Source organism: Streptomyces sp. NPDC089424 (assembly GCF_044749345.1).
Classification (GTDB): domain Bacteria; phylum Actinomycetota; class Actinomycetes; order Streptomycetales; family Streptomycetaceae; genus Streptomyces.
In genome coordinates this window covers 1279808-1293885 of the sequence record NZ_JBIVHU010000001.1, presented here as the reverse complement: position 1 = coordinate 1293885, position 14078 = coordinate 1279808, and the positions used below count along the sequence as shown (strand labels likewise).

The following is a 14078-nucleotide window of genomic DNA, read 5'->3' as shown; positions in this document are numbered from 1 at the left end:
GGAAACACATGGCATACCGGCGCGCGGTCGTACCGGCGGTGGTGGGAAGTCTGCTGTTCACGCTGTTGCTGTGGTGGGCCGGGGCCAGCGCCCAGGCGCTGCAACTGCGCGGCGCCACGGGCGTGTTCGACATCGACTCCACGAACGAGCTCCTGCGCTGGCTCACCCCTTGGTCGTACGACCCCTTGATCGCTCCGCAGCCGCAGGAGTGGGAGGGCGGCGACCCGGCCATGGGGGCGATCGACCCGTACGACCGTCTGTACGGCACCGCGATGCAGATCAGATACGTCGCCGTCTTCGTGTTCTTCCTGGCCGGCGCGCTGCTCCTGCTCCGCCGGATACCGCCCGCGGAGGGCCGCCGCACGCCGGCCGCGCTGTCGGCGCTGTGGGCCTGGGGGCCGGTGGCCGGAACCCTCGCCGTGACGGTCTCCGCGCCGTGGCTGATCGCGTCCGCAGGACACGGCAGCTACCGCGTCCTGCCCGAACTCGCGAGTGTGATCGCGTCGAGCGGTCCGGTCACGGTGTTCGCGGGGCTGCCGACCGCCGTCCTCACGGTGCTCGTGGCCCGTGTCACCGCCAAGGGCGCCGACCCCTTGCCCCTGCGGACCGTTCCGCCGCGCGCCGGACGCCTCGCCGCGGGCGTCGGGACCGCCGTGGTCGCGCTGTCACTGGTGGTCCTCTCGTACGAGTCGGTGGCGGCCCGGATCCAGACGTCGTTCGGCGGCGCGGGTCTGCTGTCCGAACCGGGCGACCTGCTGCGCCAGTGGCTGCTGCTCGGCGGCTGGGCGGGCCCGTCGACCACCACGCTCGGCGACTGGCTGCTGTACCGGATCCCCGAGGTCCTCACGCTGGCCGTCGTGTGGTGGGGGCTGCGGCTGCTGCCCACCCTGCTCACCCGGATCACGGTGCCGGCGACGGCGGCGGGCGCGGTCTGCGCCACCGTGCTGGGGCTGATGGCGAGCCAGGTGCTCCACATGGCGATCGACGACACCGGCGCCGTGTGGGGCCCGGTGCACCTGTTCTCACGTCTCGGCAGCGGCGTCCCCGCCGCACTCACCTTCGGCACCGCCGCCGGGATCGCGGCCTTCCTCACGCTGCGGTGGACGGGAGGGGCGACGGCGGAGCCGGCCGTCCCGGGCGCCGTACCTACGCGGGTGAAGTGAGTACCCGCTGAGTATCCGCGCGCTGCCGCCCGCTCCGGGGAGCCCGAACACTTGAGTCATGCGTAGTGGACGAGAGAGACCTGTTCGCGAACTGATCGCGACCTTGCTCCTGGCCGGCGTGACAACCGCCTGCTGGGCCGCCTGGCTGGGCTGGGACCAGCACCGTGACGTGCACCCCGACGGCTCGACGACCGGCCCGTACGAGGCGTGGCAGGTGGTGGGGCTCGGGCTGACGCTGCTGGGCCTGGTGTGCTGGGCCGCCTTCCGGGGGCACATCGTGCCCGCGGTGCTCGGCACCACGGCAGGACTGGGTGTCGCCGCCTTCGTCGACTGGTCGGACGACACGAGCGGGCTCTTCGTCATCGGCGTGGGAATGGTCGTGATCGGCACCTTCGTCGCGAGCACGCTCGTCGCCCTCCTGATCGCCGCCACGAGGCCGAAGACCTCCGTGTGATCCGGTCCCACCCGGGTGGTGCGCTCCCGCCCACCGGACGAGGTCAGGCCTGCCGGACGACGCAATCGGGCTCGGTCGTACACTCGCCACGCCTGCAACGGCGAGCGGGTCGGCAGGCGAGCTCACGACGTGCGAAAGGCCGTGTCATGCCGGATACGACGACGGGGACGGGCACACTGGCGGCCGTGTTCGCCAACTTCCGCCAGTACCTCATGGGGTGGGACCTCACGGCGGGGCACGAGGAGCGGGCGGACGGCACAGGTGCCGAGTTCTTCCGCAGCGGGCTGGCCACGCCGCAGTTCAACGGCGTGGTGCGCGTGCCGCCTTCGGCCGCGGTCGAACCGGCGGTGGCCGCCGTACGGCAGCACCTGGCGGGTCTGCCCTGGTGGTGGTGGGTGGGTCCGGACAGCCCGGAGGACACGGCCGACGCCCTGACCCGGTGCGGCGGCCGCCGGCTCGCCGCCCTTCCGGTGATGGTGCGGTCCCTGGACGGCCCGGCCGGCGGGGCCGGGGACGGCCTGGGCGAGGCACCCGCCGGACTGCGGGTCGAGACGGTCCGGGACGGGGAGCGGCTGGCGGAACTCGTGGGCACGTACCGCACGTCGATGGGGATCGCGCCCGGCCTGGAGGCCGACATGGTGCGCATCGAGTCCCGGCGCGTGGACAACGCGGACATCATCCGGCTGGCCGCCGTGCTCGACGACCGGGTCGTCGGGACCACCGTGGTGATCGCGGCGCACGAGGTGGCCGGGATCTTCCTCGTGCACGTGGCGGAGGACTGTCGCCGGCGCGGCATCGGCGGGGCGCTGACGGACGCCGCGCTGCGGGTGGGACGCGAACGCGGAATGCGGAGCGCCGCGCTCGTGGCAAGCCCCGCGGGCGAGCCGCTGTACCGGCGCTTCGGCTTCACCACGGTGTCCGAGTACCGCCTCTTCGGCTTCCCGGACTGAGCCCGGGCGGTGCCGCGGCGCCGCGGGTGTCACACGGACGTCGGCTGTCCGGTCCTTATGGGTACCGGTCGACTCCAGGCCACCTGGCCTGATGCCCGTCGACCTCGGGCTCCCGACGGGAGCCGGTCAACCCACTGCCAGGAGAAGTCGTTCATGAGCACCCCCATCGTCGCGATCGCCTACCACTCCGGCTACGGCCACACCACCGTCCTCGCCGAGGCCGTGCGCGACGGCGCCGTGGAAGCCGGAGCCGTCGCCCATGTGATCAAGGTCGACGACATCACCGAAGAGCAGTGGGAACTGCTCGACGCCTCGGACGCCATCGTCTTCGGATCGCCGACCTACATGGGCACGGCCTCCGGTGCCTTCCACCAGTTCGCGGAGACCACCTCCAAGCGCTGGGCCGTGCACTCCTGGAAGGACAAGCTCGCCGCCGGGTTCAGCAACTCCGGCGCCAAGAGCGGCGACAAGCTCCACACCCTGCAGTACTTCAGCGTCCTGGCCGCCCAGCACGGCATGACCTGGGTCAACCTCGGCCTGCACCCGGGCTGGAACAGCACCACCGCCTCCGAGGACGACCTCAACCGCCTCGGCTTCTACCTCGGCGCGGGCGCCCAGACCCACACCGATCACGGCCCCGAGGAAGTCCACAAGGCCGACATAGCCACCGCCGAGCACCTCGGCCGCCGCATCGCCGAGCAGGCCCGCATCTACGCGGCCGGACGTGCCGCCGTCGGCGCCTGACAGCGTTTCCGACGGCAACGGGCACACCCCCCCTGACCCGCGGCTCGGAGTGCGTTCCCCTCTGAGCCGCGGTGCCACGTGGACGGCGGGGCAGGACGGCCGGGTCTCACCGGCGTGAGCGGCGTCCGCCTCGTCTGCCTCGTCTGCCTCGTCCGTGGCAACGGAGCCGCGTGACGACCAGTGCGAGGACGGCGAGTGCCGCCGCCCCGGCCGCCACTCGTTTGGCGACCGGCAGCCCGGCGGTGCGCAGCAGGTCGAGCGGCTCCGGCTCGGGCGGGGCGAGCGGCGTCGCCTCGTCCGGGCGGGCCCGCTCCCCCTCCGTGGCCGCGGCCGGCTCGGCCAGCCGGTCCGCCAGACACGCCGCGAACTGCCCCACCAGCCGGTCGCCCACCTCCGCCAGCACCCCTCGCCCGAACTGCGCCGGGCGCCCGGTCACGGTGAGATCGGTCCGCACCGACACCGCCGTACCGTCCTCGCGCGCGCTCAGCACCCCGGTGAGCGTGGCCCTGGCCGTGCCCTGACCACGGGTCTCCCTGCCGCTGGCGACGAGCACCATCCGGTGCGCCGACTCGTCCTGCTCCTCGAAGACCGCGGTGCCCCGGTACGTCACGGTGATCGGCCCGACCTTGACCTTCACCCCGCCGGTCACGGTCGTCCCGTCGTACGCCTCGACCGTCGCGCCGGGCAGACAGGGCGCCACCCGCTCGATGTCGAGGAGCGCCCGCCAGGCCTCGTCGACCGGGACGGGGACGGTGAACTCGTGCTGCAGTTCCATGACGTGCTCCTCGGCTCGCAGGGCGGCGGGGTGGACGGGCGCCGCCGGGGTCGTGCCGGCCCGGCGGACTCGGTTTTCGGGAGGCGGCGTTCACACACGCTGCGCTCCTTTCGCGGTCGCCGGGCCGTCCGACGCCCCGCGCACCACCGCCGCGACGTGGTGCAGTGCGGCGAGGCTGTGCCCCTCCACGAAGGCGTCGACGCTGGGCAGGGCGGCGGCCATCCCGGCGGCCAGCGGCGCGTAACCGGGGCGGGCCTTGCGCGGGTTCGCCCAGACGACCTGATGGGCCAGGGCGTGCAGGCGGCGCATCTGCGTGCCGAGCAGCTCCGGATCCCCGCGCTCCCAGCCGTCCGACAGCAGGACGACGACCGCTCCGCGCGCCATGCCGCGCTGCCCCCAGCGGTTAAGGAACTCGCGCAGCATCTCGCCGAGCCGGGTGCCGCCGCGCCAGTCCGGCACGGCCTCGGCGAGGGCCGCCATGGCGAGGTCCGGGTCGCGGTGCGACAGCTCGCGCGTGGTCCGCGTCAGCCGGGTGCCGATGGTGAACACCTCGGTGCGGCCCCCGCGGACCGCCGCGTGGGCGAAGCGGAGCAGCGCGTCGGCGTACGGCGCCATGGAGCCGCTCACGTCGACGAGCAGGACGACCCGGCGGGGCTGCTCCACCCGCGCGTTCCGCCGCAGCAGCGCCGGTTCCCCGCCGCGTCGCAGCCACTGCCGTACCGTGCGGCGCGCGTCGATGCCGCCGCGCCGGTCGGGTCTGCGCCGGGCCGAGCGCCGGGTCTGTCCGCGCAGCGCCAGGGCGGCGAGCAGGCGCCGCAGCTCAGCGCGTTCGGCGGCGTCGAGTGCGGCGATGTCACGGTGGCGCAGCACCTCGGCGGAGCTGGCGAGGGTCGCCGTGGGCGGGCCGGACGGCTTGTCGTCGCCCGTGGTGCGCGGCGCGCCGGTCGTCGACCGGGTGACCAGGCGCGGTCGGGGCGGGAGGACCGTACGCGCCGGTCGGCGACCGGAGGCGGCGTGCGCGTCGAAGTAGGCGGCGAAGACACGGTCGTAGCGCTCCAGGTCGTCGTGCCCGCCGCACAGCGTCGACCGGCCCGCCCAGTACACGTCCGTCCTGGTCCCGGGCCCCAGCACGGCCACGGCACGCAGGAACGCGTACAGCCGTTCGGTGCTGACGTCGAGTCCCGCCGCCCGCAGCGCCCGTACGAAGCCGAGCAGTACGGCGTCGGCTCCGGTCGTCGGCGACGTCGGCGCCCCGCGTTCCTCCGTGCCCATCGCGTCACGCTCCCCGGGCCGCCAGGGCCGCCGTGAGATCGAGGGTGCGGGCCCTGTCCGTGTCCTCCCGGTACTTCAGGACCGAACCCAGCGTGGTGACGGCCAGTTCCGCGTCCACCTCGTCCGCTCCGAGCGCGTCCAGGGCCTGGGCCCAGTCGATCGTCTCGGCCACGCCGGGAGGCTTGATGAGGTCCGCTCCCCGCAGCGCCTGCACCAGCGCCGTGACCTGTTCGGCCAGCCGCGCCGAGACTCCGGGAAGGCGGCGCCGCACGATGGCCAGCTCGCGCTCGAAGGAGGGGTGCTCGAACCAGTGGTAGAGGCACCGCCGTTTCAGCGCGTCGTGCACCTCCCGGGTCCGGTTGGAGGTCAGGACGACGACCGGCGGCTCCTCGGCCCTGAGGGTGCCCAGCTCCGGGATGGTGACCGCGTACTCGGACAGCAGCTCCAGCAGGAACGCCTCGAACTCGTCGTCGGCCCGGTCGATCTCGTCGACCAGCAGCACCGAGGGGTGCGTCTGCAGGGCGCGCAGCAGGGGCCGGGCGATGAGGAAACGCCGGTCGTACAGCTCGCTCTCCAGGCGGTCGGCGTCGGTGACGCCCGATGCCTCCGCGGCCCGCAGGTGGAGCAGCTGGCGGGGGAAGTCCCAGTCGTACAGGGCCTGCGACGCGTCGATCCCCTCGTGGCACTGGAGGCGGATGAGCGGCGCGTCGAGCGCCTCGGCGAGGGCGCCCGCGAGCGCGGTCTTGCCGACGCCCGCGTCCCCTTCGCAGAACAGCGGCCGGTGCATCCTCAGCGCCAGGAAGCAGGTGACGGCCAGCCCTTCGTCGACGAGGTACCCGGTCTCCTCCAGGCGGGCCCGTACCTGCTCCGGGTCGTCCATGCCGGTGATCGGCGCTCACTCCCAACCGGTGGCGGCCAGCACCGCCCGCCGGGTCAGCACGCGCGTGAGGTGCTGCCGGTACTCGGGGCCGGCCGCCAGGTCCTGCGAGGGCCGGGTGCCCTCGGCCGCCGTCTCGGCCGCCCTCGCGACGGCTTCCGGGCCGTCGGCCCCGGCCAGCGACTGCTCGGCGGCCGTGGCCCGCAGCGGGGTCGAGCCCATGTTGGCCAGACCGATGCGCGCCTGCGTGAGGTGCCCGTCCTCGCGCCGCACCAGCACCGCGACACCGACGATGGGCCAGGACTGAGCGACCGGATGGAACTTCTCGTAGTGGAAGGCCCAGCCGTCCGTCTTCGGGATCCGCACCTCCACGAGGAGTTCGTCGGGTGCCAGGGCCGTCTGGAGGTAGTCGACGAAGAAGTCCCGGGCGGCCACCGTGCGCCGCCCGCCGGGGCCCGCCACGACCATGTCGGCGTCCAGGGCCAGGGCCACGGCGGGCAGGTCCGCTGCCGGGTCGGCGTGCGCGAGGGAGCCCCCGAAGGTGCCCCGGTGCCGTACGGCCGGGTCGGCCACGGTGGCCGTCGCCTCCGCCAGCAGACCGGCGTGGCGGCGTACCAGAGGGTCGTGCAGCACCTCGTGATGCGTGGTCATGGCGCCGATGACGAGCGTGTCGCCGTCCTCGCGCACGCCGCGCAGCTCCGGGATCCGGCCGACGTCCACGACGAGTTCGGGGAAGGCCAGCCGCATCCGCAGCAGCGGCAGCAGGCTCTGCCCGCCGGCCAGCACCTTGCCGTCCTCGCCGGCGTCGGCGAGCGTGCGCACGGCCTCTTCCAGGCTGTGGGGACGGGCGTAGTCGAACGCGGGGGGAATCACTGCGGACCCTCCTCTCCCGGGAGGCCGTCGCGGCCGGCACCCGGTGTGCCGTACTGACCGGTGTCGCCGGAGCGGGCCGCCTGCCCGGACTGGCCGGACTGGGCGGGGCCCGTCCCCGCGGGCTCGTCGGCCGGGCCTGCGTCGCCGGCCCGTGCCGCCCGGATGGCCTGCCACACCCGGTGCGGCGAGCAGGGCATCCGGACGTCGCGCACGCCGAGCGGCCGCAGCGCGTCGACCACGGCGTTCACGACGGCCGGCGTCGACGCGATCGTCCCGGCCTCGCCGACCCCCTTGACGCCCATGGAGTTGTCCACGGCCGGGGTCTCGGTCCGGTCGGTGATGAAGTCCGGCAGGTCCGCGGCCGAGGGGACGAGGTAGTCCGCCATGGTGCCGGAGACGAGGTTGCCCTCGTCGTCGTAGACGGCTTCCTCGAACAGCGCCTGCGCGATGCCCTGGGCGAGTCCGCCGTGCACCTGGCCCTCGACGATCATCGGGTTGACGACGGTGCCGACGTCGTCGACGCAGACGTAACTGCGGATGCTGGTGCTGCCGGTCTCCGTGTCGACCTCGACCGCGCACAGGTGGGTGCCGTGCGGGAAGGAGAAGTTCTCGGGATCGACGACCGTCTCGGCGTTGATGGACGGCTCGACGCCGTCCGGCAGGTCGTGCGAGGTGAACGTCTCGAAGGCGATCTCCTGGATGCTCCTGCGCGCCTCCGGGGAGCCTCTGACGGAGAACACGCCGCCACTGAACTCCAGGTCCTGCTCGCTCGCCTCCAGCAGGTGGGCGGCGACCTTGCGTGCCTTCTCGACCACCTTGACCGCGGCCCGGTGCACGGCCTCGCCGCCCACGGCCAGCGACCGGGAGCCGTAGGTGTCCATGCCCTGGGGCGCCGTCTTGGTGTCGCCGTGCAGCACCTCGATGTCCTCGAAGGGCACACCCAGCACGTCGGCCGCGATCTGGCTCCAGCAGGTCTCGTGGCCCTGCCCGTGCGGGCTGGTGCCGGTGACGACCTCGACCTTGCCGGTCGGCAGCATGCGGATGCTCGCCGCCTCCCAGCCGCCGGCGGCGTACCGGAGGTCGCGCAGCACCCGGCTCGGCGCGAGGCCGCACATCTCGGTGAACGTCGACACGCCGATGCCGAGGCGTACGGTGTCGGCGCGCGCGTTGCGCGCGCGCTGCTCGGCGCGCAGGTCGTCGTAGCGGAAGAGGGCGAGCGCCTTCTCGGTCGCCGCCTCGTAGTCGCCGCTGTCGTAGGTGAGTCCGGCGATCGTGGTGTACGGGAACTCCTCGTGCCGGATCCAGTTCCGGCGCCGCACCTCGATGGGGTCCAGACCGAGTTCCACGGCCAGCTCGTCCATGATCCGTTCGATGGCGTACGTGGCCTCGGGCCGGCCGGCGCCGCGGTAGGCGTCGGTCGGGGTGCGGGTGGTGAAGACGCCGGTGCAGGTGAAGTCGTAGGCGTCCATCTTGTAGATCGCCGGGTACATGAAGGCGCCGAGGATCGGGATGCCCGGGGTGACCAGCATCAGGTACGCACCCATGTCGGCGAGCAGGTCCACCTTGAGGCCGAGCAGTCTGCCGTCCCGGGTGGCGGCGAGCTCGACGTCCTGGATCATGCCGCGGCCGTGGTGGGTGGCGAGGTAGCCCTCGGAGCGGGACTCGGTCCACTTCACCGGTCGGCCGAGCCTGCGTGCCACCGCGAGGGCGAGGGCCTCCTCGCCGTACACCTGGAGCTTGGAACCGAAGCCGCCGCCGACGTCCGGGGCGACGACCCGCAGTTTGTGCTCGGGGATGCCGGTGACCGTCGCGAGCATGATCCGCAGGATGTGCGGGATCTGGGTCGCCGAGTGGACCGTGTACTCGCCGGAGGCGGCCAGCGGCGTGACGACCACCGCGCGGGGTTCCATCGCGTTGGGGATCAGGCGCTGCTGGTGGTAGCGGCGCTTGAGGATCACCTCGGCGCGCTCGCGCACCGCGTCGAAGCTCTCGCCGGTGGCGAGCGGCCAGGTGTAGCAGCGGTTGGTGCCCTTGTCGGTGTGGACCAGCGGGGCGCCCTCCGCGAGCGCCTCCTCCAGGTCCAGGACCGGGGGCAGCGGTTCGTAGTCGACCTCGACGGCCTCCAGCGCGTCCGCGGCCGCGTACCGGTCGCGGGCGACGACGACCGCGACCGGGTCCCCGGCGTAGCGGACCTCGTCGACGGCGATCGGCGGATGGTCGGGCAGCACGATGTCCTCGGTCACGGGCCAGGCACAGGGCAGCGAGCCGAGGCCCTCGGCGAGATCGGCCCCGCTGAACACGGCCACGACACCGGGCCGTTCGAGGGCGGGGGCGACGTCGACCCGGGTGACGCGGGCGTGCGCCATGGGGCTGCGCAGGACGGCCATGTGCAGCAGGCCCGCGACCTGGATGTTGTCGGTCCAGTTGGTCTGGCCGGTGATCAGCCGGGCGTCCTCCTTGCGCGGGCGGGAGCGGCCGATCTCGCGCTCTTCGTCTTCCACGGCCTGATCGGTCATGCCGGGGCCTCCTTGGTGGCCTCATGGCCCGAGGTGGCCTGTGCTCCACGGACGGCCTGTGCTCCGGGGATGTCCTGCGCTCCTGGAGCGGCCTGTTCTCCGGAAGTGGCCTCCTGTCCGGCCGCGGCGAGCACCGCGCGGACGATGTTCTGGTATCCGGTGCAGCGGCACAGGTTGCCTTCCAGGCCCTGCCGCACGTCGCTCGGGGTGGGAAGCGGGTTCTCCCGCAGCAGGTCACGCGCCGCCATGATCATCCCCGGGGTGCAGTAGCCGCACTGCAGACCGTGGTGCTCGTGGAAGGCACGCTGCAGCGCCGTCCACTCGCCGTCCTTCGCCAGCCCCTGGATCGTTGTCACCTCGCCGCCGTCCGCCTGCACGGCCAGCACCGAGCAGCTCTTGACGGTTGCTCCGTCCAGGTCGACGGTGCAGGTTCCGCAGTTCGAGGTGTCGCAGCCGATCGGGGTGCCGGTGAGGCCGAGGCGGTCGCGCAGGTAGTGGGCGAGGAGCAGACGGGGCTCCACGTCGTCCTCGTAGGTCGTGCCGTCCACGTGCACCTTGATATGGGTCATGCGCCCTCCATGCCGTGCGGGCAGGGTGAAGGAATCAGCCACGCTGGCGCGATGTAGCTCACTGTAAGACCGGCCGAGGGAGGTGGCGAGCGCTGCGGCCGGACGCGGGGGCCTTCGGCCCGGTGCTGGTGGGGGTGCGCGGCTGCCGTGCCGGTCCCGCACCCCACCCCGGGTGACGTCACGCTCAGTCACATACGCGCCGAGGTGCCCGGGTCCGGGTGGCCTCGCGCACGCCGTCAGGGCCGCGTACGCCGACGCCGTGCCTGTCGGGGTACGCGGCCCTGGGACGGGGACGGCCTGGGCCGACACCCCGGGCAGGCCGGGCGCTACTTCGGGTCGCGGGCGAACAGCGACGTGGACCAGACGTAGCCGAGCACGGCCAGCCCCACGCACCAGGCCACGGCCAGCCAGCCGCTGTTGCCGATCTCGCTGCCGAGCAGCAGGCCGCGCAGGGTCTCGATGGCCGGCGTGAACGGCTGGTACTCGGCCACCGGCTGGAACCAGCCCGGCATGGCGTCCACCGGGACGAAGGCACTGGACAGGAGCGGCAGGATCATCAACGGCAGGGCGTTGTTGCTGGCGGCCTCGGCATTCGGGCTGGACAGGCCCATGCCGACGGCGATCCAGGTGAGGGCCAGGGAGACGAGCGTCAGCAGTCCGACGGCGAGGAGCCATTCCAGGGCTGTGGCCCCACTGGACCGGAATCCGATGGCCACGGCGACGGCCCCGACGAGGACCACGCTCATCACGCACTGGAGCACGCTGCCGACGACATGTCCGACGAGCACCGACGCGCGGTGGATCGCCATGGTGCGGAAGCGGGCGATGATGCCCTCGGTCATGTCGTTGGAGACGGACACCGCGCTGCCGATCGTGGTCCCGCCGATGGTGAGCAGCAGGATGCCCGGCACGAGATACGCGAGGTACTCGGAACGATCGCCGCCGCCGCCCGCGAGGGAGCCGCCCGCGATGCCGGCGCTCATCACGTCGCCGAAGATGTAGACGAACAGCAGGAGGAGCATCACCGGTGTGAGCAGCAGGTTGAGGGTGAGGGAGGGGTAGCGCCGGGCGTGCAGGAGGTTGCGGCGCAGCATGGTGGAGGAGTCGCGCAGGGCGAGGGCGAGGGAGCTCATCGGGCTTCTTCCTTGGGCTGGTCGGTCCGGCTCGGCGCGTTGCCGCCGCCGGTGAGGGCGAAGAAGACGTCGTCGAGGTCGGGGGTGTGCACGGTCAGTTCGTCGGCCTCGACGCCGGCGGCGTCGAGCCGGTCGAGGAGGGAGCGCAGTTCACGCTGGCTGCCGTCGCTGGGGATCTGCAGGGTCAGTGCTTCTTCGTCGCGGGTGGTCTCGCGCAGCGAGGCGGCGGCGGACCGGTAGGCGGCGGGGTCGGTGAAGCGGAGCCGGACGTGTCCGCCGGGGACGATGCGCTTGAGTTCCTCGGCGGTGCCCTCGGCCGCGATCCTCCCGTCGTGCAGGACGGCGATGCGGTCGGCGAGTTCGTCGGCCTCCTGGAGGTACTGGGTGGTGAGGAAGACGGTGACGCCGCCGGTGACCAGTTCGCGGATGATCTGCCACATGGTGTGGCGGGAGCGGGGGTCCAGTCCGGTGGTCGGCTCGTCGAGGAAGATGATCCGCGGGCTGCCGACCAGGGTCATGGCGATGTCCAGGCGGCGCTTCATGCCGCCGGAGTAAGTGGCGGCGGGCTTGCCCGCGGCCTCGGTGAGGTCGAACCGCTCCAGCAGCTCGGCGGCCACCCGGCGGCCCTCGCGGCGGGGCAGGTGGTGCAGGTCCGCCATGAGGAGCATGTTCTCCTCGCCGGTGATCAGACCGTCGACGGCGGAGAACTGGCCCGTGACGCCTATCGCCGCCCGCACCGCCTGCGGATCGGCGGCCAGGTCGTGGCCGCCGACCTGTGCCTGGCCGCCGTCGGCGGCGACGAGGGTCGAGAGGATCTTCACGGCGGTCGTCTTGCCGGCGCCGTTCGGCCCGAGCAGCGCGAACACGGAACCGGCCGGGATGCGCAGGTCGATGCCGTCGAGGACGGTCCTGTCGCCGTAGGACTTGCGCAGCCCGGAGGCGGAGACGGCGACCGGATACGGGTGCGCGGCACCCGTATTGGATGTGGACATGACAGTCGAAGGCATGGAGCCCTCCTGATTCGAGGGGATGGTGGGTGTGAAGGGGGTGCGCCTGGGAAACGGCCTTGGCCTCGGGGAGTTCGGGCCGGCCCGGCTGCGAGGGGCTCGGGCCGGCCCGGCTGCGAGAGGTTCGGGCCGGCCGGATCAGGCCTTCGCGCGGCGGATGTCGATGTTGCCGTGGCGGGTGCGTGCGCGGACCTCGACGGCCTCCTCGCTCCCCTGCGGCGCATCTGAGGCGGCGAGCGTGTTGCGCACCTGTCCCGAACCGGAGTTGACGTCGAGCCAGGCGGCCGCGCCCTCGCGGACGCCGACCTCGATGGAGCCGTAGGAGGTCTCCAACTGGACGGTGCCACGGGCCACTTCGCCCACCCGCAGGGTGCCGTGGGCGGTTTTCGCGGTGACCGAGCCCTCGGCGCGCGCGATGTCGATGTCGCCGTTCGCACCGCTCACCCGGAGTTCGCCGGTCACGGCGCCGACGGTCGTGGTGCCGTGGGAGTTCTTCAGCACGGCCGGACCGCCGACGAAGCCGACACGCAGGCTGCCGGAGCTGGTGGTGATCTCGGCCGCGCCCTCGACGCGGTCCACGGTGATCGAGCCGTGCGACGCGGTCAGCTTCAACGGGCCGGTGACATCGAGACGGACATCGCCGGACGAGGTCTTCACCTGGACCTCGCCGAGCCGGCCCTCGGCGAGCACCTGCACCCAGGCGCCGGTCATGTCGACCCGTGAGTCCGCCGGCAGCTCGACCGTCACGTCGACGGCGCCGGTGCGGCCGAACAGGTTGGACTTGGGCGTCCTGACGTTCAGCACCCCACCGGCGCACGTGACCTCGGTCTGGCCGGCCGCCCGCACGTCCAGATCCTTCTTCGGATCGCGCGGCCGCACATCGACGACGGTGTCCTGGCGGTCGCCCGCGAGGAACTGGAGGGAACCGGCTTCCACGTGTGCCGTGACGGCTACCGGTTCGGGGGTGACGAAAGAAGGCATGACTGTCCCGTCCTTGTGAGTTCTTGAGCCGTCCCCGCTGGTGGGACGTGGTGTGGGTGGAGTGGTGCGGGTGATGTGGTGGGGGCGATTGGTGGCGGTGATGTGTAAGGGGCGGGGCCGCCCGTCAGCGCACCCAGCCGGTGAAGCCCTGCCCGACGGACTGGGCCTTTTGCGGAGCGGAGGCCCTGGTCCCGGTCCCCCCGTCGACCGCGGCCGAGACAGCTCGCACGAGCCATGCGTTGGCCGAGAGGCCGTCGCGGGCCGCGGCCTCCTCGGCACGCGTCTTCAGCTGGACCGGCAGCCGCAGGTTGATCCGTGCGGTGCCGCCCTCGTCACCGCCGGCCGGGGGCGCGGCCTTGTACGCCCCCACCGGCACAGCGGGCGGCACCATGGGCGTGGCGCCCTCGGTGGGCGGCGGCGTCACCACGAAGTCCGGGTCCAGTCCGCGCATCCGCACATCGACCGAGCCGGGGGCCAGCTCACGCGTGATCTCGTCCATCGCGGCGGACAGCACATGCAGCATGGCCAGACGCGTCGCCGACTCCAGGGGCGCGGTCAGCCGCTCGGCCAGTTCACGGGCATCCTCGCCGCCGGCTTCGGCGGCCACCGCGAGTTCACGGCGAAGGATGTCCACACACGGGGTGAGGTCCATGACGCCATCATGGCACCATGGTGGCGCCAGGCGCAAGCCCACAGGGGTACGGGCGCACGGTTCGCCGATATTCATCTCCCCTAGCTGCAGAAGAACACGGCCGGCCACCGGC

General features: G+C 72.8%; 14 protein-coding genes. 4 read left to right on the top strand and 10 right to left on the bottom strand.

The annotated features are described in order from the left end of the window. The first annotated feature begins 8 nt into the window (after window positions 1-8). The 4 genes from ACIP2X_RS05680 (at window position 9) to ACIP2X_RS05665 (ending at window position 3311) form a co-directional block, all read left to right on the top strand. On the top strand, window positions 9-1163 hold the full coding sequence (locus tag ACIP2X_RS05680) for a hypothetical protein (protein WP_401667906.1): 1155 nt from the start codon (window positions 9-11) through the stop codon (window positions 1161-1163). A 58-nt stretch (window positions 1164-1221) separates the two neighbouring features. Continuing rightward, the gene (locus tag ACIP2X_RS05675; RefSeq protein WP_401667904.1) at window positions 1222-1617 is read left to right on the top strand and encodes a hypothetical protein; all 396 of its coding nucleotides are present in this window, start codon (window positions 1222-1224) and stop codon (window positions 1615-1617) included. 185 nt (window positions 1618-1802) lie between these two features. Beyond that, window positions 1803-2567 (top strand): GNAT family N-acetyltransferase, encoded by a 765-nt coding sequence (locus tag ACIP2X_RS05670; RefSeq protein ID WP_401667902.1) that lies wholly within the window; start codon window positions 1803-1805, stop codon window positions 2565-2567. Window positions 2568-2720: 153 nt separating this feature from the next. Then, window positions 2721-3311 carry a flavodoxin family protein gene (locus tag ACIP2X_RS05665; RefSeq protein ID WP_401667900.1) on the top strand — a complete coding sequence of 197 codons (591 nt, stop codon included), beginning with the start codon at window positions 2721-2723 and terminating at the stop codon, window positions 3309-3311. A gap of 106 nt (window positions 3312-3417) precedes the next feature. Here the strand turns inward: ACIP2X_RS05665 and ACIP2X_RS05660 are convergent, their stop codons facing one another. The 10 genes from ACIP2X_RS05660 to ACIP2X_RS05615 all read right to left on the bottom strand — a co-directional run bounded on the left by ACIP2X_RS05660 (window position 3418) and on the right by ACIP2X_RS05615 (window position 13966). After that, window positions 3418-4086, bottom strand: a complete 669-nt coding sequence (locus ACIP2X_RS05660) for an SRPBCC family protein (protein ID WP_401667898.1) — start codon at window positions 4084-4086, stop codon at window positions 3418-3420. A gap of 90 nt (window positions 4087-4176) precedes the next feature. Beyond that, window positions 4177-5358 (bottom strand): VWA domain-containing protein, encoded by a 1182-nt coding sequence (locus ACIP2X_RS05655; protein WP_401667895.1) that lies wholly within the window; start codon window positions 5356-5358, stop codon window positions 4177-4179. 4 nt (window positions 5359-5362) lie between these two features. After that, window positions 5363-6238: an AAA family ATPase gene (locus ACIP2X_RS05650; protein ID WP_401667893.1), complete on the bottom strand. Its 876-nt coding sequence runs from the start codon at window positions 6236-6238 to the stop codon at window positions 5363-5365. 15 nt (window positions 6239-6253) lie between these two features. Further along, window positions 6254-7108 (bottom strand): FAD binding domain-containing protein, encoded by an 855-nt coding sequence (locus ACIP2X_RS05645; protein WP_401667890.1) that lies wholly within the window; start codon window positions 7106-7108, stop codon window positions 6254-6256. Further along, on the bottom strand, window positions 7105-9624 hold the full coding sequence (locus tag ACIP2X_RS05640; RefSeq protein ID WP_401667888.1) for a xanthine dehydrogenase family protein molybdopterin-binding subunit: 2520 nt from the start codon (window positions 9622-9624) through the stop codon (window positions 7105-7107). The genes ACIP2X_RS05645 and ACIP2X_RS05640 overlap by 4 nt, the downstream gene beginning before the upstream one ends. After that, window positions 9621-10193 (bottom strand): (2Fe-2S)-binding protein, encoded by a 573-nt coding sequence (locus tag ACIP2X_RS05635; RefSeq protein ID WP_401667885.1) that lies wholly within the window; start codon window positions 10191-10193, stop codon window positions 9621-9623. The genes ACIP2X_RS05640 and ACIP2X_RS05635 overlap by 4 nt, the downstream gene beginning before the upstream one ends. Window positions 10194-10519: 326 nt before the next feature. Beyond that, the gene (locus ACIP2X_RS05630) at window positions 10520-11326 is read right to left on the bottom strand and encodes an ABC transporter permease (protein ID WP_401667882.1); all 807 of its coding nucleotides are present in this window, start codon (window positions 11324-11326) and stop codon (window positions 10520-10522) included. Continuing rightward, window positions 11323-12333, bottom strand: a complete 1011-nt coding sequence (locus tag ACIP2X_RS05625; RefSeq protein ID WP_401667880.1) for an ATP-binding cassette domain-containing protein — start codon at window positions 12331-12333, stop codon at window positions 11323-11325. The genes ACIP2X_RS05630 and ACIP2X_RS05625 overlap by 4 nt, the downstream gene beginning before the upstream one ends. A 138-nt stretch (window positions 12334-12471) precedes the next feature. Then, a complete protein-coding gene (locus ACIP2X_RS05620; RefSeq protein ID WP_401667877.1) occupies window positions 12472-13314 on the bottom strand; it encodes a DUF4097 family beta strand repeat-containing protein in 843 nt (280 codons plus the stop codon). Between the two features lie 124 nt (window positions 13315-13438). Further along, window positions 13439-13966, bottom strand: a complete 528-nt coding sequence (locus ACIP2X_RS05615) for a hypothetical protein (RefSeq protein WP_401667875.1) — start codon at window positions 13964-13966, stop codon at window positions 13439-13441. Window positions 13967-14078 lie beyond the last annotated feature (112 nt).